Here is a 21,212-nt window from a genome sequence, read left to right on the forward strand (position 1 = left end):
ATCGTCCAGGCTCCTGAACGCCAGCCTGATACCGGGTTTTGATTCGAGCAACGCATAACTGGGACAGCGCCATAAAAAAGCCCCGGCACATGGCCGGGGCAAGACTCCACACAACAAGAAAACTATTACTGGCTGATCAGCACCCTACCATAGAGTGCCGGAACAGTCAGAGACAGAGAGCCGTCCTCCGCAACCGTAAAGCCGCTGCTGGTCAGCACATCCTGATAGCTACCCGCCAGGGTGGCAGGCAATGCCAAGCTCAGGGCTTTTTCTGTGGTGCCGTTGTTCAGCATCACCAACGCCTTCTGGCCATTCAACTCCCGCAGCAGCACCACGATGTTGGCATCGCTATACAGCGGTGCACTCAAACTACCCTGACGCAGAATCGGGTAGTCCTTGCGCATCTTGATCAGGCTCTTATAGGCCGCCAGCAGATCGGTATCCGGCTTGCCACCGACGTCGGACCACGGGTAGGTACCGCGGTTGAACGGGTCTTCCCCGCCGGTCACACCCACTTCATCGCCATAAAAGATGGCCGGAGCGCCGGGATAGCTCATCTGGAACAGAGCCGCCAGCTTGACCCGCTGTTTGGCCTGAGCAATCACGGCCGCATCCGTGGTGTCGGAGGTATAACCGAACTTGTACAAAGCTCGGGCCGCATCATGAGTCGACAGCAGATTCATCAGCGCATAGAAGGCCTGTGGCGGATAGTTTTCTCGCATCAGCTCCAGGTTGTGATACAGCTCGGCCGCATTGCCACCTGCCGCATAGTCCAGCACGGCATTGCGGAAGATGTAGTTCATGGTCGAATCGAACTCGTCACCCAGGAAGAACTTGGAGGCGTCGAACCAGGTTTCCGCCACGGTCAGCGCATCAGGATCCTTGCTCTTCACCGCTGTACGCCATTCACGCCAGAACTCATCACTGACCCAAGGCGCGACGTCCATCCGCCAGCCGGCCAGACCCTGATCCAGCCAGTACTTGGTCACCGAGTCATCGTTGCGGTAGGCAAAGTTCTTCCAACTCTCCGACTCGACCAGCTCAGGCAGCGTCGAGACGCCGACCCAGCCCTGATACATGCCTTCCGGTGTGGTGGCATCGGTGAAGAACTTATACCAGCTGTAGTAGGGTGATTCCGGATGTGGTGTACCGCCTTCGAAGGCACCCACGCCCGGGTACTTGCCGTAGCGGTCGAAATAGGCCGAATCGCTACCGGTGTGGTTCAACGAGGTATCCAGGATCACGCGGATGCCGCGCGCCTTGGCCTCAGCCGTCAGCTTGGCGAACAGCGCATTGTCACCAAAGTTGTCGTCGACCTGCATATAGTCGGCGGTGTCGTACTTGTGATTGCTGGGCGCTTCGAAGATCGGGTTGATGTACAGGGTGTTGACCCCGAGATCGACCAGATAGTCGAGTTTCTCGATGATGCCAGCCAGGTCGCCGCCGAAGAAGTCGTTGTTATAGACCTCATCATCACCGCTGTTGCCATCGTTCTCACCCGGCACATAGGGTTTGTCATTCCAGTTGCTATGGAATTCGACCGCCTGATCCAGATAGGTATCGGTACCCGGTTTCGGATCGTTGGCGGTATCACCATTGCGGAAGCGTTCCGGGAAGATGTAGTAATAGACCGCATCCTTGGCCCACTCTGGCACCGCAAAATCGCTCAGGTAAACGGTCTGGCGATAACGACGGATCTGGCTGCTGTCCTTAGGCTTAAATGCGACCAGACCCGGTCCGGCAGAGCCCTTTTCAGAGGTCCAGTAGACGGTTTCCTTATTGTTTTGATACACATAGACCTGATCACCGATCGTGAACTCGAAGTAGTAGCCGTACACCCCCTTGGTCGGGAAGGTGTAGCTGCCACCCCAGCGCTCGGAGCCGTCGATCACGGTCTTGCTCAAGGGCACCCGGGTCAGCTCGTCGTACTCGAGCAGATCCTGATTACCTTCCAGCGTCCGGTTATCAATCACCAGATTGACACTGTCGATACCCGGCAGTGCGGTCAACGCGTAGTCGATGGTCTGGCCTTCGGTCACGGCACCAAACGGCTGCTTGAAGTTGCTGTTACGGGAGTCGAAGCTCACACTCAGCGCGATCGGATCCGTCACCTGAGCATTACCAGAGCCGACGAAGGTCTGATCGCCGATGGTCAGCTTCGGATTGCTGGCATCCGCATCCAGAGTCAACTTGGCAGTATGGGCGCCGGTGAAGTTGAACTTCAGATTGCCGGTACTCGCCCCCAGAATGGCATCGCTGGTGATGGCCAGCGGCGTGCCGTGGGTCAAGGTGTTGGAGGCACTGTCGGCAGAGCCGAAGCTGCTGGCCGCACTCCAGCCGGAATCCGCCAGCTTGAATTCATATTCCCCGGTTTCGTTGACGTTCAGATAGAAGGCATCGCAACTGTAGGTGAACAGATAGTCGGAGACCGCCGTCCAGCTATTCATGCCACCCCGCAGGAATAGAGCCGTTTCACCCAGCGGATTATCCGGACACTGATAGATGGTCAGAGTCGGTTCGGTGACCGACTTGGAGAGATCCAGCACCAGCTTGTTCACTCCGGAGAAGGTAAAGCTAAGGTTACTGCCCTGCAGGGCCAGCGGCAGCGGGGTACCAGCCACCACCTGGCTGCTGCTCGCGCCACCAAAATCCGAAGTCGCGGACCAACCGGCATCCCCGATCTTGAACGACTGATCGCCATCGGTTTCCGTCACCAACTCGAAATGGTCGCAGACATAATTGAATTTGTACTCTTCAGCCGCATTCCAGCTGTTCATGCCACCGCGCAGATAGAGCGCGGTATCACCCATGGGATTCGCGACACAGGTCGATTCACCGGGTGTTTCTGGTGTGGTTGGTGTTTCCGGTGTGGTCGGCGTTTCTGGCGTCGTCGGTGTCTCGGGCGAGGTACTGCTATCACTGTTACAGGCGGTGAGAGCCAACGCCAGAGAGATGGCCAGCGCCAGTCGATTAACCGGCTTGGCAAAGTGAATGTGCAAGCTTGTTGTCATGATTCCTTCCTGATGGTTATCTTATCCAAAACAAGGTTAAATGTTTAACCTGCTTCTATGTACGATAAGCCATCCAGGAACACAATCAGCCCTTTGCCACACTGTGGGGCGAATCACAGCTTTCGAATGACATCATAAGACTCTTCGTCCGGAATAATAACGGCGATGATGGATGACCATTACGCCGAAAGTTAAACGGTTAACTTAATGTGTCGTTATCTGCAAATGTACTCAGCCCAGCAACACCGCAACACCGCAACACCGCAACACCGCAACAAATTAACTAATATGAGCCCTTCATGAACGCCGACTTGGCTCGGCTTAAGGTTTCTTTAAGCTAAACTGACGATCATGCTTCAAATGAAAACACACCCTCGGTTACCGCAGCGCCGTCCCCCTTCCATGTGTACGGCAGGTGCGGTAACCCCTCATTTTTCTCACCGAGTCATGATTGCACCATGAAAAGCCATTTTTCTCTGGGCGTCATTCGCCTGACCCTGATCGCCGCGCTGTTCTTTGTCCTCTCCGGCAATCAACAATTCTGGGGCCAGTGCCTGGCCTTTTTCACCCCGCTGCAAGGCCACAATCTGCTGTTGATCGGCTCGCTGTTCAGCGTCACGCTCTGCCTGATGCTGTTCCTGCTCAATCTCATCGCCATACCCCGGCTATTCCGCCCCCTACTGACGCTGATCCTGCTCGGTCACGCCGCAGCCGCCTACTTCATGAACAGCTACGGCATCTTGATCGACCGCGACATGCTGCAAAACGTGTTCGAAACCAATCCGGCGGAAGCCTTCGAGCTGGTCAATTTGAAACTCATCGGGTATCTGCTGGTGCTGGGGGCCTTGCCCAGCGTCCTGCTGTGGCGTACAGAGATCCGCTATGGTAACTGGGGGGCAGCCCTGGGTCGCAAACTGGGCATCATGGCGCTGGCCCTGGCGGTGATCGGTGGCAATGCCTGGTTCTTCTATCAGGATTACGCGTCGTTCTTTCGCAACAAGGGCGAGGTCCGCCGTTTCTTTACGCCGGCCAACTTCATCTATGGCACCGGGGATTACATCCATCGCCACTGGTTCAAAAAGCCCAGTAAGCTGGAAGCCGTTGGCCTGGATGCCAAGCGCCTGAGTACGGGCCGTGACAAACCCACGCTGTTGGTGCTTGTGGTCGGAGAAACCGCTCGCGCCGCCAACTTCGGTCTGGATGGCTATCAGCGCCAGACCACGCCGCAACTGGCCAAACTGGACATCATCAATTTCCCGCAAGCCAGCTCCTGCGGTACCGCCACCGCCACCTCGGTACCTTGCATGTTCTCGCCGATGGCGCGCCGCGACTACAAAACCAGCCAGCACCAAGAAAGCCTGCTGGATGTGGTGCAAAGGGCTGGCATGCCAGTGCTGTGGAAGGATAATAATTCGGGCTGCAAGGGAACCTGCAACCGGGTACCGACCGAAGATGTCAGTAGCCTGAAAGATCCACGCTGGTGCCGTGATGGCGAGTGTTTTGACGAAGTGATGCTCGAAGGGCTCGACCAGCAGTTAACGGCCCATAAAGGCGATCTCTTGCTGGTCTTGCACCAGAAGGGCAGTCATGGTCCGGCCTATTACCTGCGTTACCCGGATGAATTTGCCCGTTTCACCCCGGTGTGCCAGACCAACAAGCTTCAGGAGTGTAGTCAGGAGGCCATCACCAACGCCTATGACAACACCATCCTCTATACCGACCACTTTCTGGCCCGTCTCGTAACCCTGCTGCAACAGCAGCAAGGCCGCTACAACACCGCTATGTGGTATATGTCTGACCATGGCGAATCCTTGGGTGAGAACAACCTCTACCTGCACGGCGCCCCCTACGCCTTTGCCCCCGAGACTCAAACCCATATTCCCATGGTGCAATGGATATCCGATGGCTTCGCGGCCCAGAGCAAGCTGGATCTGAACTGCCTGCGTCAAACCGCCAACCAGCCGGTCAGCCATGACAATCTGTTCCACTCGGTACTCGGTATTCTGGATATCCAGACCAGTGCCTATCAACCGGAGCTGGATCTGTTTAAAGCATGCCGAGAGCACTAATGCCAGTCAGTTAGCGAAGGAGAGATAGCCTTTTGAGCCAACCGTTGGCGGCAGGGATGCCGCCATCGAGCCCTCACGGAAGGGTTTACGGCGAGTTGGCGAGAGAGGATGTCTCGCCCGAACCTCTTAACTGACCAGCATTATGCCAAGAGCACCCCTAAATAAGTCAGGCTTCCATAACCGGGATGCAGGCAAATCCCGGTTATGAAAAAAATCACGAACAGCCTTAGTTAGAGGAACTCCAAACAGCTTAATTCACCGACCAACGCTTGAAGATCAGCGAGGTGTTGATGCCACCAAAGGCAAAGTTGTTGGACATCAGGTAGTCGATCTGCAGCTCACGACCTTCCCCCTGGATGTAATCCAAGGCTCCGCAGACCGGATCCGGCGTTTCCAGATTCAGGGTCGGCGCAAACCACCCCTCGGCCATCATCTCCAGACCGAGCCAGGCCTCCACGGCCCCACAGGCGCCTAGCGTGTGGCCAAAGAAACTCTTCAACGACGAGATGGGGGTCTGACTGCCGAAGATGGCGTGGGTCGCCTGACTCTCGGCGATATCCCCCCGATCGGTGGCGGTGCCATGGGCGCTGATATAGCCAATCTGCTCGGCCGTCAGCCCCGCCTGATCCAGGGCCATCTGCATGCAGATCTGCATGGTCGCCTTCTGGGGCTGGGTCACATGGGCGGCATCGCAGTTGCTGGCATAACCCACCAACTCGGCCAAGATGGTGGCGCCTCGGGCCTGGGCATGTTCCAGCGACTCCAGCACCAGAGAACCGGCCCCTTCGCCGATCACCAGACCATCGCGACCGGCATCAAAGGGGCGCGGCGAGAGCTCGGGCTGCTCGTTCATCTGACTGGTGGCAAACAGAGTATCGAACACTGCCGCCTCGGAGGGGCAGAGTTCCTCGGCCCCTCCGGCCACCATCACGGTTTGATAGCCGTGCCGGATCGCCTCGGCGGCGTAGCCGATGGCCTGACTGCCGGAGGTACAAGCACTGGAGGTCGGGATCACCCGGCCACGCAACCCGAAGAAAAGCCCGGCGTTGACCGCCGTGGTATGGGGCATCATCTGCACATAGGTGGTGGCCGTGATGTGCTCAGTACTCTTGTCGTTGAGCATGGCGCCAAACGCACTGATGGGGGCCGTGCTGCCGGTCGACGAACCATAGGCGATGCCGGTGCGGCCATCGGTCAGCACCTCGTTCCCCAGCAAGCCGGATCGCTGCAACGCCAGTTCGGTGGCCACGGTCGCCAGTTGTGAGACTCGGCCCATGCTGCGGGTCTGCTTGCGGTTGTAGTGACCCGGCAGCGTGAAGTCGGCAATCGGCGCCGCCAGACGGGTATTGAGCCCGGCGTAGACATCCCACTCCGGCATAGTAACCACGGCACTACGCCCCGCCTGCATGCGCTCACGAATAGTGGGCCAATCATTGCCAAACGCTGTCACCCCGGCCATGCCGGTGACTACCACTCGTTTCACTCGTTCTATCCTCTTCGCGGGCGCCTGGGCGCACCAAATTAATTCTGTTGTCTTAGCGAGTGGCCCGTCTGGTTCAGCCATGCCCCATTGGGAATATCCAGTCGCTGCATCTAACGAGCGTTCTTCTTGCGACATCGACCGAGCAGAGCACACAGACACGCCGTGACCCCATCCATGGGGGCTCCACCGCGCCATCTCTGGCGCGGAGGGTCTGCTTAGCCCAGCCCGGTCGCTGTCACTATGGTCCTATGATTCAAAACCGCCGCTCAGACCATACCGCCATTGATCGAGATGACCTGGCGGGTCACGTAGGCGGCGATATCTGACATCAGATAGCTGACCAGCCCCGCGACCTCATCGGCCTGGCCCATGCGCTGAGCCGGGATCAGTTTCATCGCCTCGGCCAACACCTCGGGAGCAACCATGCCGGTGTCGATAAGGCCTGGCGCCACGCAGTTGACGGTGATCTTGCGCTTGGCCAGCTCCAGAGCCAGCGCCTTGCTGGCACCTATGATCCCCGCCTTGGCAGCGCTGTAGTTGACCTGACCGCGGTTGCCCATGATGCCGGAAACCGAGGAGAGGGTCACGATGCGCCCCCCTTTACGGGACGCAATCATCGGCATGATGCACGGATGCAGCACGTTGTAGAAACTATCCAGATTGGTGTGGATCACCCCATCCCAATCCGCCTCGCTCAAGGCCGGGAAGGCCGCGTCACGAATGATACCGGCATTGCTGACTACCCCATAGTAGGCGCCGTGCTGCTCAATATCGGCTTCCAGCACGGCACGGCACCCCGAACGGTCGGCGATATCGAACTGCAACAGACGCCCCGAGCCACCCGCAGCACAGATAGCTTCCAGCGTCGCTTCGGCACCACCCTTGTCGCTGTGATAATGCACCAGGACACAAAATCCATCGGTCGCCAGTTTGAGGGCTATGGCCCGGCCAATCCCCTTGCTGGCACCAGTCACCAGGACGCTACGACTCATGCTTGTCTACTCCCCAACAGGGTCTCTAATTGTTCGGCATCCGGCTGTATGGTACTGAGCCGGGCCTCGGCCACGAGCTCGCCATCACAGCGCAAATAACATTGAAAACTGGCCAAGGCGCCATCCTGCAGCAGCTGTTCACAGTCGATGGTCAGCAGGCTGCCTGCAGGCAGACGAGCCAAGTGGCATTGATACTTGCGGGCACCGAGCAACAGGCCGATCTGAGGCTCCTCCTGGCGCAGGTGGCCCTGATAGCCAGACCAGGCCGCTACCGTCTGGGCCATCAACTCGATGCCCACCCAGCCCGGCAAAGCACCATCATCGCGCAAGAACAGCGCCAGGGTCTCACCGACGCGCACCTCGCAACGGGCTGTGGTGGCCGTCGCCTCGCAGAGACGATCAAGCAGCAGCATGGGTGCGGCATGGGGTACCAGGCTCGCAATCGGCGGATAACTCATGGCTCACTCCTGGCCAGCAGCAGGCTGACGTTGTTACCACCAAAGGCGAAGGAGTTCGACAGCACCAGGGGCCGCGCCAGGGGTTGCGGCGCCAGCAGCAGATCGATGGGCGCCAGGCTCTCATCGCGCTCGCTGGCCGCATAGCTCTGATGAGGCAGTGGCAGATCCTCGGTCAACAGCAGCCAGGCCAGGGCCGCTTCTGTGGCACCCGCCGCCCCCAGGGTGTGACCGGTCAGCGCCTTGGTGGAGCTGCAAGGCACCTTATCACCAAACAGGCGGTGTACCGCCTTGGCTTCCATCGAGTCATTGAGCCGGGTGCCAGTACCATGCAGGTTGATGTAGCCGACCTGCCCGGGTTGCAACCCACCCTGCTCCAGCGCCATGCGCATCGCCGCCTCGGCGCCGAACCCTTCGGGGTGGGGCGCCGAGACATGGTAGGCATCGGAGGACTCCCCTGCGCCCAGCAGCGCCACCGGGCCCACCTCGCGAGTCAGCAGACACAGAGCCGCCGCCTCGCCGATGTTGATGCCATCCCGGTCGCGGGCGAAGGGGGCGCAGGTCGCCGTGGCCAGCGACTCCAGGCTGTAAAAACCGTTCAGGGTCAGGCCGCACAGGGTATCGGCGCCACCAACCAGCACCACATCGGCCATATCGGCCGCCAGCAGGCGCTGGGCGCTGATGAAGGCCCGGGCGCTGGAGGAGCAGGCGGTGGAGAGTGTATAGGCGGGGCCATGGACCCCGAGATAATCGGCGAGGAATAGGGCCGGACTGCCCAACTCCTGCTGGCAGTAGTGGTAACCGGGCGGCACTTCCTCGGCAGCCAGGGTCTGGATCCCCTCATCGATCCCCGAGGTGCTGGTGCCCAGCACGATGGCGATGCGCTCGCTGCCAACCCGCGCGCGCCACTGCTCGACGCACTCCCGGATCTGGTTCAGCGCCGCCAACAATAGACGGTTATTGCGGCTGTCATGGACACCCAACTCACTCGGTATGGGCGGCAACTCGCCCTGCACGGCACCAACCATCACCCGGCGGCCGTCATGCAGGGGCTGAGTATGCTCACGCAACGGCTGAAGTTCAGGCTGCCGCAACGCCGCCACTACCTGAGGGACATCGTTGCCCAGCGCATTGATGAGGCCAACGGCCTGGATATAACAAGGAGTCATGGGCTCACTCACGGTTGGCGTCCTCCGCCTCATTCGATGATGTCTGGTGCGGTAACGTCTGGATCGTTAGCTGATAATCGAAGGCATGTTGCCACAGGCGGACCGGATTGCGATCCCCCACCTGCTGCTGATAGGTAATTTCGCTGACCAATTCACCCTTTTCATCACGCAGCTCGCGACGCAGCGGCTGGTCGATCAGCTGCCATCCGGCGGGCAGCACCGCCCGCCAGGTGTCACCAGGCCAGTAACTGAGCAGCACATCGGCCAACACCTGGTTGGCCGGCGGCAGGGCACCCAGCGCCGCCAGGGCGGGCAACTGCTCCACGCGAATGCCATCCACCCGATACTCGACGCGGAACAGCCGCACCCCGAGCAACGAGAAACCCACCAGGCTCAGGCGCTGGCCATCGGCTTCCATCACCACCAACAGACTATGTCCATTGGTCTGTCCCTTGATCTGGGCCGTCAGGATCTGCTCGACATGCAGCGGCGAATCGCGAGTCGGCGCTGGCAACGGAACCACCGCCTGCGGGGTCAGATTGGCCTCGGGCCGGGTGCTCTCCGGCGGGGTCGTGGTCGTGCTGGCGCAACCGGCCAGCCACAGCGTCAGAGCGCCGACCAGGGCGAGAGATATGCGGCTACGCATCGGCTTTCTCCCGCGATGGATAACGGGCCGGCATCGCCAGGGGTGCCAACAGGAAGGAGACAAACACGCCGACGCTCAGCACCAGACCGAAGCTGGCGATGGCCTGGGTGTGACTCAAGGCCAGCAGACCGAACGCCAGCTGGGTCGTCAGGTTGGCCAGCAACACGGCCAGCAGGGTCGCCACCAGCCGCTCCTGAGCCGCACCATCGCCACTGCCTGTCGGCTGACTGCTGTGGGCGAAGAAGAGGCCGTAATCGATGCCGATGCCAAACACCAGACTCAACGCCAGCAGGCTGAATAGGGTAAAAGGCATGCCACAAAAGCCCAGGGCTGCGGTGGCCAGCGCCAAGGCGATGCCGTTGCCCAGTAGAATGCGCAACGTCATCGCCCGCCCCAGCTTGTGCCAGAGCAGCCCAGCAGTCAGCAAGGCGCCCAACCCGAGGAACAGGCCGAGCAGCAGCCGATAGCGAGCAAACAGATCGCTCCAGCTCTGCCGCTTGTCCTGCCAGTGCACCCCCTGCAGCTGGGCGGTGGCGCTCTGCAGCCGAGCCCCGTCATGGACGCCGTTGACTGGCACCAGCACGGCCACCTGCCCCTGCGGTTTGCTCAGCCCCTGCGAATTGCTCAGCCACAGCAGCCGCATCCCCTCGCTGACCGGGCTGTGCAACCAGCTCTCCGGCAGCAGAGGTTTCAGCGGTGGCACAGTCGAGGAGGAGGCTTTCATGGACAGGCCGGCCTGTTGCAGTCGACTCACCACCTGGGGCTGCAACTCCGACAGTGCGGCATGAGTCGCGCGCTGGTGAGCCTGGGAGGGCAGACTGTCGCTGAGCAGACGATAACTGTCGATGACCCCCTCGCCCTGCAACGACGCCAGGATCGGCTTCAGCGTCTCCAACCGTTGCAGGGTCTGTTCACCGTTCACCCCCAGTACCAGAAAGCCGGTCAGCTGGCTCGACTGACCCGTCAGACGGGCCAGTTGCTGATCTTCGGCCTGCAGCGCCTGCGGCAGAGGTTGCAGACGACGAATGTCGTCATCGACCACCAGGCGGCTCAAACCGACTGCCGACACCGCCAGCAGCAGCACAGGAAGGGCCTGCCGCAGCAGGCGGCTGTGCTGCCACCCCTGCAACCAGCGCAACATCAGGGCGCGCAGCGGCAGGGGGCGCTCGGTCATGGTGCCCACCAAAAACGGGAACCAGACAAAGACGGTGATGAAGGAGCCGATGAGGCCGGCCAGCGAGAAGACCGCCATCTGCTGCAAGCCGGGGAATGGTGCCAGCCAGAGCAGCAGATAGGCGAACAGCGTCGTGATGAGCGCCAACAGCAAGGGCTGGCGCAGCCGCAACGCCGTGGCCAGGGGCGACTCCTCGTGACCATGCAGACGGCGCTCGCTCAGGTAGTGCAGCGAATAGTCGTCCGAGATGCCGATGAGGCTCGAGCTGATGACCAGGGTAAACAGGTGGATCTGCCCAAAACAGAGCAGCACCGCCAGCAGACCACTGACCATGCCAACCGCCAGCGGCAACATACAGAGCCAGAGTGGGCGCAGACCGCGAAAGGCCCACCAGATGAGCAGCAAGACACCGAGCAGCGAACCCAGCCCAATGGTTGAGATATCGGCCTGGGCCAGCTCGGCGGCATGATCGCTGTAGTAGAGGGTACCCCGACGCAGCAACTCACTGCCGGGGAAGCGCTGCTGCAGCTCGGTGCGCAGCTCCTGCAGTCGAGCCGCCAGCTGGCGGCCACCCCGCAGATCGAAGGCGGAACCCTTGAGCTCGGCGCGCAGCAGGTACCAGTCGCGGCCCGTGCTGACGTCGTGGCTGACCAACCAGCCACTTTGCAGACGCAGCGGTCCAGTATTCTGCCCTTGTACCACGGCGCGAGTCAGCAGCAGGGGATCGGCTTGCCACTCGGCGGGCCCCACCCCGGCAAAGGGGGAATAGACCTGACCCAGCACCCACGGACTCCAGACGGCAGCGCCCTGGGCCAGCCGTTGCTGGCTGGCGGCATCCAGCCGCTGGTAGCGAAAATCGTGCAGGAAGTGGCGCCAGGCGGCCACATCCACCGCATTGGGTCCCTGAATGGTCTGCAGACCCGGCAGCTCGTGCAACGCCTGATACCACCAGAGTGCGGCGCTCTCGCCACGCTGACCGGCCGGCAGGCTGATGAGCCAGAACAGCTGGCGATCCAGGCGATTGCTCAACTGCTCCTGCCAGACGGGATCCAGCCCAGAGTCCTCATCCTGGGGCAGCAGCGCCATCACGCTGCTGTTGATACGCGCCTCCGGCAACAGGGCCAACAGCCCCGCCAACATCAGCAGGGAGGCCACCAGCCAGCCCCAGGACAGGCGACGCCAGCGCCGTTGCTCGACCGGACTCGGTTCCATGTGGGGCGTCGGCTTCATGGGGGGAGTCGGCTCCGCCACGGCGACCTCAGTCGGCAAATCGGCGCTGTTCGACATCGGTCAGCTCCTCGGGGACATGCTGAATGGCGCTGAAATTCAGTTGGGTTTCATCCCCCTGGCGGTCACGGATCAGCAACTGCTGCAACTCCAGGCTGCCCTGCATCTCCAGCTGTGCGAACACCTGATTCAGCGGTGGCTGTTTCGGCGTTAACTGCAGAGTCCACGTCTGGGGGGCCGGGGTAAACGCCAGGGTGAAGTGCTGCGCCATCGCCTGCTGATCGGCCGTGAAGAGACTCAGCAACAGGTGGGAAAACTCGAACAGCTGCGGATTGGCATCCGCGGTGATCGCCTCCGCCGGCTGTCCAGCCAACTGCTGCACCAGACGCCGATCATCCAGGGTCAGTGTCAGCTCGAAGGGCTCGGTCTGGTGCCACCAGAGACCATGAGCGCGGGAGAAGAGCAACTCGCCACTGGAACGCAGCGGCTGCGCCAGCCCGCTGACCCGCTTGAGCTGCACGAAATGGGCGCGCAGGGTCGGCGCCGCCGTCAGCTGGCGCTGCAGATCCGCCAGCGTCTGGGGGCTGGCGGGCGCCGCCGCGGCCGACTGCCAGCACACGAGCAGCAGCCCCAGGAACCAACCCAGCCTCATGACGGTATCCCCAGCTTTTGCAGCAGGATGGGGGGGGAGACCAGCCGCATCTCGCCGGCAGGCATGCTAACCGCCACCTGGATTGTGTACCCCTTGCTGGTGCGCGCGCCGCTGGCCACGTCGAAGAATTCGTAGTCGATGCGCAGACGGTTCTCGTACTCGCTGATCCGCGCCTCGACCCGCACCAGTTGGTCGAACAACAAGGGGGCTATGTACTTCATCCGGGTATCGATGATGGGCCAGGCGAAGCCCGAGGCCTCCATCTCCCGGTAGCCGTAGCCGATCTGCCGCAGCAGCTCGCAACGCACCTGCTCCATGTAACGGAAGTAGTTGCCATGCCAGACCACCTGCATCGGATCGACATCGTTGAACGGGATGCGCAGCGTAATAGCCGCACTCGGCAGTTGCAGCTCACTCATGCCAGCTCTCCGCAGAGTGCGGCCTGGGCCGAAGCGGCCTGCGACTGACGGCTCTCATACAGGGGCCAGCGTGCCTGCTGGATGGTGGCAATCAGTGCACGCAGCTCACCCTCCAGCGGCCGATCCTCGGTCAGCACCGGGCTCATCGCCCGCACATCGCTCAGGGTCTGGCGCAGGGAAGGCGCCAAGCGGCTGACGCTCTGACCATCCAGCGCCAGCCGCTGCTCGGTGCCCTGCACCGCCGCCAGCAGGGCGGCCGCCGCCACCTGCTCGGTCAGTTGCAGCACCCGCAGGCAGTCGCGCGCAGCTATGGTGCCCATGCTCACCTTGTCCTGGTTATGACACTCGGTGGAGCGCGAGAAGATGCTGGCCGGCAGGGTCAGCTTCAACGCCTCGGCGGTCCAGGCGGAGGCGCCGATCTGCACCGCCTTGAAGCCGTGGTTGATCATGCGGCGCTGGCCGGTGGCGCCGCTGAGGTTGCTCGACAACCCCTTGTTGAACTTGACGTCCACCAGCTGGGCCAGCTGGCGGTCCAGCAGATCGGCCAGGTTGGCGATGGCCGTCTTCATGCTGTCCATCGCCATGGCGATATGGCCACCGTAGAAGTGGCCGCCGTGCATCACATGCTCCTCTTCGCCATCGATCAGCGGGTTGTCGTTGGCGCTGTTGAGCTCGTTCTCGATCAGCTGCCGCCACCAGGGCAGACCATCGGCCACCACGCCGATGACATGGGGGGCACAACGCAGGGAGTAGCGATCCTGCAACCGATCGCTGTGGCGCGGCAGCGCCTCGGCCTGCAGATCGGCACGCAACCAGGCGGCGATCTGTTGCAAGCCCGGATGGGGCTTGGCGGCAAACAGCCGGGCATCGAAGTGGAAGGCATTGCCCGCCATCGCCTCGGTCATCAGCGCCGTGATGCGGGTGGAGAGCCGCATCAGATAGTCACAACGGGCATAGGCCAGACAGGCCAGCGCCGTCATCACAGAGGTGCCGTTCATCAGGGCCAGTCCCTCCTTGGGACGCAGCACCAGCGGCTCGACTCCCAGCTCGCGGTAGACCTCGGCACTGGGACGCAGGGCGCCACGCCAGTAGACCTCGCGTTCACCCACCAGCACGGCCGCCACATAGGAGAGCGGTGTCAGATCGCCACTGGCGCCGACCGATCCCTCTTCGGGGATGCGGGGAATGATGTCCTGGGCCAGCAGCCAGTTCAGCCGCTCCAGCAGCGGCAGGCTGACCCCGGAAACCCCCTGGGCCAACGAGCACAGCCGGGTTGCCAGCACGGCGCGTCCGGCCTCGATGCTCAGGTTGGCCCCCAGGCCGCAGCCGTGAAAGCGCGTCAAGTGCAGCGGCAGCTCGAGCACCAGCTCGGTTGGCACCGCATTGGTCACCGAGTCGCCATAGCCGGTGGTGACGCCATAGATCACCCCCTCTTCGGCCAGCAGGCGATCGAGAAAATCGGCGCCATTTTGGATGCGACGGCGAAAATCGGCCTGACTGTTGAGTTCAGGGAGTGCCTGCCGATGGGCCAGCGCCACCACCTGTTCGATGGTCAGGCGTTCGGCGCCAAATGTCACACGTTGGGCATCAGCCTTCATCGGCTCGCCGCACTCACTGTTTGTCTGTGTTGTCATCGGATAAATGCCAGAAATCAAAGAAATTAAACCAGTCGAGCGGCGCCTTCAGGCAGTGGTGTTGCAAACGCTCGGCATACTGTTGAACCAGAAGCGGCAAGGCCGCCGCCCGCTCACGACGCGGCAACTGCAGCTGCGCGGCAAACGGCTCGAAATAGACGCGAAAACGGCCCTGCTCGCGCAGACCGAATAGCAGATAAACCGGGGCTCCGAGGGCCGCCGCCAGCATGAAGGGGCCTTGCGGGAAGGGAGCCGGAGCGCCGAGAAAGTCAGCCCAGATCACCCGCTTTTCCCGGGTCACCGAGGTGCGATCGCCCACCAGCACCACCCACTCGCCGGCGTCCAACTTCTCCTTGAGCAAGATGGCCGTCTCCGGCCCCACCTCGCGCACCTGGATCAGCTGCAAATTGGCCTGGGGATTGACCGCCTGCAACAGGCGATTGAAGCGTTCGGCATGATCAGTAAAGACCAGCGCATTGACCGTCACCTGCCCCAGCGAGCGGCTCAGGGCGCGGCACAGCTCCAGATCGCCCAGATGGGAGCCGAGGATCAAGATCCCTTGCGGCCGCTCCCGGAGCGCCTGGTAGGCGCCGTTGTCGATGAGTTCGACCTGTTCGTGGCGGATCTCGCCACGCCAGCCCGCCAGCTTGTCCAGCATCGCCTCGCCAAAGCGCAGGAAGTGACGGAAGCTGCTGCGGGGCTCCGCGGGCAGGGTGATGCCCCGGGCCGCAGCGAAGTTTTCCAGCCGTTGCAGATACTCGGTGGAGGCGCGGCGCTGGCGCACGCCGGTCAGCCAGAAGTAGGCGATCACCGGATAGAGGCAGAGTTGAAAGCCACGCCGCCCGAAGGTGTCATAACACCAGAGCATGAAGTTCAGCCCCCACTGGGCACCCCGCTCCGGCGTCCGTGACCAGTGCAGACGGCGACGGCAGCGCCCCCAGGTCAGATCCAGCATGCGCTCGCAGACCAGGCGGGTGTGCATCCAGGAGATGCGCAGGTTGTCACGCCAGACATCGAAATGGGAGAGACCATCGGGCGGATAGATGACCCGGGTCGGCAGGAAGCGCACCGCCACCCCGGCCCAGTAGAGTCGCACCATCACCTCGGTGTCGAAATCCATGCGCTGACCGAGACTCCGTCGATCCAGCAGTTCCAGGGTCGAGGCCAGCGGGTAGACCCGAAAACCGCACATGCTGTCGCGGATCTCAAAGGAGGAGGTCTCCAGCCAGACCCAGACATGGGTGACATAGCGACCGTAGAAACGCCCCTTCGGCACCGACTCGTCATAGACGGGGGCACCGGAGATCAGCGCCTGCGGGTACTCTTGCGCCTCGGCCAGCAGACGCGGCACATCCGCCAGATCGTGCTGACCGTCGGCATCCAGCTGCAGGGCATGAGTGAAACCCAAGGCTGCCGCCTGCCGCAGCCCCTGGCTCACGGCGCCCCCCTTGCCCTGATTGAGCGGCAGTCGCAGCAGGGTAATCCAGGCGTGGCGTGCCACCAACTCGTCGAGCAACTGGGCCGTCTCGGCGCCGCTACCGTCATCGACGATAAGACAAGGCAGCAGGGTTTCATCATCCTGTGACTCGCCATGCGGCGCCGCCAACCACCCATCCAGCATGCGCACCAGCGCCGGGCCATGGTTGTAGCAGGGGATCAGCAGACAGGGGCGAAACGTCAGCGAAGAGTCCAGGGTCGTCATAGTTTGACCCGCCCACTGCTGGCCGCTTCACCATCCTTCAGATAGCAAAACTGCAACTTGCGCGACTCGGCCTGCCAGCTCAATTGCAGTGTCACCTCGACGCCTGGCTGCAGCGGCCGCTGAAATTTGAGCATCTCCAGACCCGCGAACCGCTCCTCGATGGCCCACTGCTCGCAGGCGTAGCCGATCGCCAGATGCAGCTGCGCCACCCCCGGCAACAGGGGGGCACCGGGAAAATGGCCAGCAAACCAGACCAGCTCCGGATCGAGCCGCAGCTGCAGGGTCGCGGTTTCGCCATCCAGCGACTTGCTCACCAGCGTCGGCAGCATAGGCCTCAACGCCTCGGGCGCGAGGGACGCATCCGCGCCCACGGAGAGATCAGGGGAGCGGCATGCATCAGGAGAGAGGGACATCAAACAACTCCTTGAGCTCGAGATAGGGCAACTTGCCCTGAGAATTACGCGGCAGTGTAGTGACACAACGGACGCGCCGAGGCAGGGCCACCGGCTCCAGCCAGGGGCGCAGCTGCTGCCGCAGATCCAGCATAAAATGACCGCCACCCAGCCGCTGCCACTGCCGTTCGCCTTCTGCAGAGAGCACCAGCACGGCGGCCAGCGACTGGCGAGCCCCCTGCTCCAGCGGTAGCACCACAGCCTCCGCCACCCAGTCGAGGGCGCGCAGTCGGCGTTCGACCTCATCCAGCGAGACGCGCTTCTCGGCCAGCTTGACGATGCGATCCTGACGCCCCAGCAGGGTGAAGCCATCGGCGTGCAAAGCAATCTTATCCGTGGTCAGCCAGGGCTGCGCATCGGCCAGGAATGGCGAACTCAGCCGCAGACATCCCTGCTCATCCTGACTGACCTCCAGACCCGGAAGGGGCTGCCAGGGCGTATCGACCTGGCTGGCCTGGCGCCAGGCGATGCCACCGGTCTCGCTGCTGCCATAAATTTCGACGGGCAGAGAGCCAAACAGCTGCTGACTCTGCAGGGCGGCGGCATGCGGCAGCGGGCCGCCGGAGGAGTAGAGCAGGCGGCAGCCGGCCACCGCCAGCTTGGGATCCAGCCGGGCGAGGAAGGCCGGCGAGCTGACGAGCAGCCAGGACTCTCCCGGGTGGTCAGCCACCCACTGGCAGATCTGTTCGGGAAATTCCAGATTCTGGCTGGCAAACGGCACCCCGGCACACAGGGGCAGCAACACCCGGAACAGCAGACCGTAGATGTGCTGATGGCTCACCGTGGCCAGTATACGCCCCCCCTGCCACTGGGAGCGCCACAGCGACCACTGGATGGCCAGCTCGGCCTCCAGCTGGCGCTGGCTCTTGGGGATCGCCTTGGGTTGCCCCGTCGAGCCCGAGGTGAACAGCACACAAGAGAGCTCCGTCGTCCACTCCGGCAGGGCGGGCGTCTCGCCCTCGATAGTCTCATCGCCCACCGTCGAGCAGACCGGCCAGGGCAGGTTGAGCCCAGGCTCCAACGGCAGATCGGTCAGCACCCCATCGAGGTGCTCTGCCAGTTCGGCCAACTGGGCCAGACGGTTATGACCCGGCAACACCACCTGGCAGCCGACGTAGCCACAGGCGAGCAGCGCCACGGCAAAGGGGTAGCTCTCCTGATAGCAGAGTGCCCAGCGCCGCACCGGTTGCCCCTGCAGACGCGTCACCACCCGAGCCACATCACGGCGCAGATCGGCGAGGGTCAAAGGGCATTCTGCCCGCCGGGTAGTGGTGCGATCGGCAACCCAGGCGATGGCGCGATCGCTCTGGGGCTGGCTCAGCAGTTGGGAAAGGGTGAGCAGGGGGCGGCTCATGACTGGGCCTCCAACGACGAAGCGGCCAGCCGCTCCTGCAGACGGCGCCGCAGCAACCACTCGCCGCCCATCAGGGAACCCATCAACAGATAGCTGAGCAGGCCGTTGTAGAGACTCCACAACGCCATATCGCCGAGCAATATGGTGCCAAGGGCCAGAGTGCCATTCACCACGAAGAAGCCGCACCAGACCTGGGTCACGCGGCGGGTGTAACGGATGGCCTCCGGCGGCAACTGGGGATCCTGCAGCCGAGCCAGCCGCTCGATCAGCGTCTGCGGTTGCCACAGGCTGCGGACAAACAGCAGCAACAGCAGCAGACTCACCAGTACGGGGTAATAGAGCAGCCAGTGGCTGGCGTGGCAAACGAGCGACAAGAGTGCCAGCAGCAAGCCGCACCCGGCCATGCTACGACCCAGCCACAGCCATTCGCCCAGGCGTCCACCAACGGGGAGTAGACGCAGGGCAAACAGCAGGATCAACCCGCCACCCAGCACCGTGAGCTCACCCTTGTGCACCCCCCAGTAGACAAGAAAAGGATAGAGCAGCAGGACGACGGCCAGCAGACCCGTCGACAGGCGACGAATCACGGCTTGGCTAGCAGTTGAGCTACAGCCTCAACGACATCGGCGACCGTTCGCACCGTCTTGAACTCTTCCGGCTTGATCTTCTTGCCAGTCAACTTCTGCAACCGCACCACCAGATCGACGGCATCTATGCTGTCGAGTTCGAGATCCTGGTAGAGGTGAGACTCCATAGTCACAGCCTCGGCATCCAGTTCGAACAGCTCCACCAATGCTGCCTGTACCTGAGTAAAGATTTCTTGTTGATTCATTCTGAACTCCTGCTAATCAGCGTTGGGACTCGACAAAGGTGGCCAAAGCCGCCACCGAGGCGAAGTGACGACGGGTATCCTGATCGTCAGCCGCCAGCACCAGACCATACTTGCCCTTGATTGCAAGACCCAGCTCCAGTGCATCAATACTGTCCAACCCCAGGCCACTGCCAAACAGCGGCGCCTCGCTATCGATATCCTCAGGAGTCAAACCCTCCAGGTTCAGGCTATCGATGATGAGTTGTTTGATTTCTGGATGTAATTCGCTCATTGCCTTTCCCATGCAAGCCCCTGCTCATTTGGCATCAGGGCATTTGTTAAAAAATCCGTTAAACGTCGTGCAGCAACCGCAGGTGTCGGTGCATCAGCCAAAAATGGGTCTACCGCCACCTTCTCGCTGATGATCACATGAAAGTGAGGTTTCCGCGGCGGGATATGATACCAAGACTCCTGCTTGGTCAATGTGGTTGGCTGACAAATGATGTGAGCCAGACGCAGATCGGCCTGACAGCGCACGGCTATGTTGGCCGCCCCCCGTTGCAACTGCATCGGCTGACCCGGGGTGGTACGAGTCCCCTCGGGGAAGATCAACAGAGTTCCCCCCGCCGCCAGCTGCTGCTCGCACAGAGGCAGCAACCGCCCCGGCGCCACATTCGGCAAATAGCCCGCGGCCCGCACCACCCCAGCCACAAAGGGGTTACGCCACAGGGCCTGCTTGACAATGCAATCACAGCGCGGCAGTACGGAGGCCAGCAACACGTAGTCGAGCAGACTCGGATGGTTGGCCACCAGCAGGCAACCATCATCCTGTTGCAGCCGTTCGGCGCCGTCGATCCGGTAGCTCATGACCCCCAGAGCCGACATCAGCCGTAAAAACAGGCGAAAGCAACAGCGGATAGCCGCCTGAGCCCGGCGCTGACGCACGCCAGAGTCGCGGCCGAACAGCCACAGCAGCGGAAACCAGACCAGTGACAACCCCAGAGCACCGAGACCAAACAGAGCAAAGCTGATGGCGGTACCCACCAAGCGCCCCAGACGATTCACTCTGCCGCGCATGACCAGCGATGCCCCCCGACCGAGCTAGGCAGAGACACGGATGTCGCATCCTGCAAGCGGCTGCGCCAGAAGGTCAACGCCTGATTGAGCCCGGACGACGAGGAAGCTTCACGGCCCAGATAACGCCACTGACTGCCTGGGGCCAACACAACAGCCACCGCATGAGGCGGTTCACACTCAGCAACCCAGGGGCGATAGAACTCCGGCAGGGAGCCTTCGAAATAGAGCAGCAGCACCGGACCCGAGACGGCTTGCAGTGTCGCACAGGCCTCCAGCAGGCCGGCATGAAAACTATCGACACCCGCCGCCAGGGATGAGGCAGGCAGCGGCTGCTGGCCGACTATGGTCGTGAGCCCAGCCACCGTATTGTGAACCGACATGGAGAAATCGGTCGGAGACAATGGCTGCTGCTGGATAAGCTTCTGCAACAGGGTGAAGGTGCGGGCCAGTTCCCCATGTCGACTGACACAGAGCAGATGGCGCGGTTGCCACTGGGCGATCAGTGGCAGCGCCAGCTGCACCGCCAGGCGGGCTGACTGGCTCATGCGCCGGGCGGTCATGGTCGGGATCAGGGGGGTTGCCGGAAGTGAGGAGGCCTCAGGCCAGAGGAGATCCTCGCTCCACTGCCGCCAACGCTCGCCGGAGTCCAATCCGGAAGCTAACGCCTGTATATCCAACAGAGAAAACGAAACCGCCATGATCCTCTCTTCATCATCCATAACGAGCATTGGCCGCTACCAGATGTAGCCATTTTTTGTGAAAGATAACATGGGGTTAATGTCGCATTAACAGCCCCGCCATATTCACGTAAAATCCATGTTATTCAATCGGATAGACTTACATGTTTTCAGCGTTAACTAAAGCCAAATAGTGGAAAGATGCGAG

Annotated in this window: 19 protein-coding genes; 1 reads left to right on the top strand and 18 read right to left on the bottom strand. The window is 61.9% G+C overall.

Going from position 1 to position 21,212, the window contains the following annotated elements:
* Nucleotides 1-125 precede the first annotated feature (125 nt).
* Complete coding sequence (locus ACYVG7_RS02320; protein WP_460881635.1) at nucleotides 126-3,011, bottom strand: alpha-amylase family glycosyl hydrolase; 2,886 nt, start codon at nucleotides 3,009-3,011, stop codon at nucleotides 126-128.
* A gap of 458 nt (nucleotides 3,012-3,469) precedes the next feature.
* On the opposite strand from ACYVG7_RS02320, the gene ACYVG7_RS02325 reads away from it, so the two are divergent.
* Nucleotides 3,470-5,080: a phosphoethanolamine transferase gene (locus ACYVG7_RS02325; RefSeq protein WP_460881636.1), complete on the top strand. Its 1,611-nt coding sequence runs from the start codon at nucleotides 3,470-3,472 to the stop codon at nucleotides 5,078-5,080.
* Nucleotides 5,081-5,330: 250 nt separating this feature from the next.
* On the opposite strand, the gene ACYVG7_RS02330 is transcribed toward ACYVG7_RS02325, so the two are convergent.
* The 17 genes from ACYVG7_RS02330 to ACYVG7_RS02410 form a co-directional block, all read right to left on the bottom strand.
* Nucleotides 5,331-6,563 (bottom strand): beta-ketoacyl-ACP synthase, encoded by a 1,233-nt coding sequence (locus ACYVG7_RS02330; protein ID WP_460881637.1) that lies wholly within the window; start codon nucleotides 6,561-6,563, stop codon nucleotides 5,331-5,333.
* Nucleotides 6,564-6,829: 266 nt separating this feature from the next.
* Nucleotides 6,830-7,555, bottom strand: a complete 726-nt coding sequence (locus ACYVG7_RS02335) for a 3-ketoacyl-ACP reductase FabG2 (RefSeq protein WP_460881638.1) — start codon at nucleotides 7,553-7,555, stop codon at nucleotides 6,830-6,832.
* On the bottom strand, nucleotides 7,552-8,013 hold the full coding sequence (locus tag ACYVG7_RS02340; RefSeq protein WP_460881639.1) for an ApeP family dehydratase: 462 nt from the start codon (nucleotides 8,011-8,013) through the stop codon (nucleotides 7,552-7,554). The genes ACYVG7_RS02335 and ACYVG7_RS02340 overlap by 4 nt, the downstream gene beginning before the upstream one ends.
* Nucleotides 8,010-9,191, bottom strand: a complete 1,182-nt coding sequence (locus ACYVG7_RS02345; protein WP_460881640.1) for a beta-ketoacyl-[acyl-carrier-protein] synthase family protein — start codon at nucleotides 9,189-9,191, stop codon at nucleotides 8,010-8,012. The genes ACYVG7_RS02340 and ACYVG7_RS02345 overlap by 4 nt, the downstream gene beginning before the upstream one ends.
* Complete coding sequence (locus ACYVG7_RS02350) at nucleotides 9,184-9,825, bottom strand: DUF3261 domain-containing protein (RefSeq protein WP_460881641.1); 642 nt, start codon at nucleotides 9,823-9,825, stop codon at nucleotides 9,184-9,186. Before ACYVG7_RS02350 ends, ACYVG7_RS02345 begins: the two co-directional genes overlap by 8 nt.
* Nucleotides 9,818-12,286, bottom strand: a complete 2,469-nt coding sequence (locus ACYVG7_RS02355; RefSeq protein WP_460881642.1) for an MMPL family transporter — start codon at nucleotides 12,284-12,286, stop codon at nucleotides 9,818-9,820. The genes ACYVG7_RS02350 and ACYVG7_RS02355 overlap by 8 nt, the downstream gene beginning before the upstream one ends.
* Complete coding sequence (locus ACYVG7_RS02360; RefSeq protein ID WP_460881643.1) at nucleotides 12,258-12,878, bottom strand: outer membrane lipoprotein carrier protein LolA; 621 nt, start codon at nucleotides 12,876-12,878, stop codon at nucleotides 12,258-12,260. Before ACYVG7_RS02360 ends, ACYVG7_RS02355 begins: the two co-directional genes overlap by 29 nt.
* A complete protein-coding gene (locus ACYVG7_RS02365; RefSeq protein ID WP_460881644.1) occupies nucleotides 12,875-13,297 on the bottom strand; it encodes an acyl-CoA thioesterase in 423 nt (140 codons plus the stop codon). The genes ACYVG7_RS02360 and ACYVG7_RS02365 overlap by 4 nt, the downstream gene beginning before the upstream one ends.
* Nucleotides 13,294-14,931, bottom strand: coding sequence for an HAL/PAL/TAL family ammonia-lyase (locus ACYVG7_RS02370; protein ID WP_460881645.1), 1,638 nt, complete (start codon nucleotides 14,929-14,931; stop codon nucleotides 13,294-13,296). Before ACYVG7_RS02370 ends, ACYVG7_RS02365 begins: the two co-directional genes overlap by 4 nt.
* Entirely contained in the window at nucleotides 14,909-16,633 is a 1,725-nt protein-coding gene (locus ACYVG7_RS02375; RefSeq protein ID WP_460881646.1) for a glycosyltransferase family 2 protein, read from the bottom strand. Before ACYVG7_RS02375 ends, ACYVG7_RS02370 begins: the two co-directional genes overlap by 23 nt.
* Nucleotides 16,630-17,046, bottom strand: a complete 417-nt coding sequence (locus ACYVG7_RS02380) for a 3-hydroxyacyl-ACP dehydratase FabZ family protein (RefSeq protein ID WP_460881647.1) — start codon at nucleotides 17,044-17,046, stop codon at nucleotides 16,630-16,632. The genes ACYVG7_RS02375 and ACYVG7_RS02380 overlap by 4 nt, the downstream gene beginning before the upstream one ends.
* Nucleotides 17,030-18,439 (bottom strand): AMP-binding protein, encoded by a 1,410-nt coding sequence (locus ACYVG7_RS02385; protein ID WP_460881648.1) that lies wholly within the window; start codon nucleotides 18,437-18,439, stop codon nucleotides 17,030-17,032. Before ACYVG7_RS02385 ends, ACYVG7_RS02380 begins: the two co-directional genes overlap by 17 nt.
* Complete coding sequence (locus ACYVG7_RS02390) at nucleotides 18,436-19,026, bottom strand: COG4648 family protein (RefSeq protein ID WP_460881649.1); 591 nt, start codon at nucleotides 19,024-19,026, stop codon at nucleotides 18,436-18,438. The genes ACYVG7_RS02385 and ACYVG7_RS02390 overlap by 4 nt, the downstream gene beginning before the upstream one ends.
* Nucleotides 19,023-19,271 carry an acyl carrier protein gene (locus ACYVG7_RS02395; protein WP_460881650.1) on the bottom strand — a complete coding sequence of 83 codons (249 nt, stop codon included), beginning with the start codon at nucleotides 19,269-19,271 and terminating at the stop codon, nucleotides 19,023-19,025. Before ACYVG7_RS02395 ends, ACYVG7_RS02390 begins: the two co-directional genes overlap by 4 nt.
* 16 nt (nucleotides 19,272-19,287) lie before the next feature.
* The gene (locus ACYVG7_RS02400) at nucleotides 19,288-19,542 is read right to left on the bottom strand and encodes a phosphopantetheine-binding protein (RefSeq protein WP_460881651.1); all 255 of its coding nucleotides are present in this window, start codon (nucleotides 19,540-19,542) and stop codon (nucleotides 19,288-19,290) included.
* On the bottom strand, nucleotides 19,539-20,327 hold the full coding sequence (locus ACYVG7_RS02405) for a lysophospholipid acyltransferase family protein (protein WP_460881652.1): 789 nt from the start codon (nucleotides 20,325-20,327) through the stop codon (nucleotides 19,539-19,541). The genes ACYVG7_RS02400 and ACYVG7_RS02405 overlap by 4 nt, the downstream gene beginning before the upstream one ends.
* Entirely contained in the window at nucleotides 20,312-21,025 is a 714-nt protein-coding gene (locus tag ACYVG7_RS02410; protein ID WP_460881653.1) for a beta-ketoacyl synthase chain length factor, read from the bottom strand. Before ACYVG7_RS02410 ends, ACYVG7_RS02405 begins: the two co-directional genes overlap by 16 nt.
* Between the last annotated feature and the right edge of the window lie 187 nt (nucleotides 21,026-21,212).

Source organism: Pseudaeromonas pectinilytica, assembly GCF_054780855.1.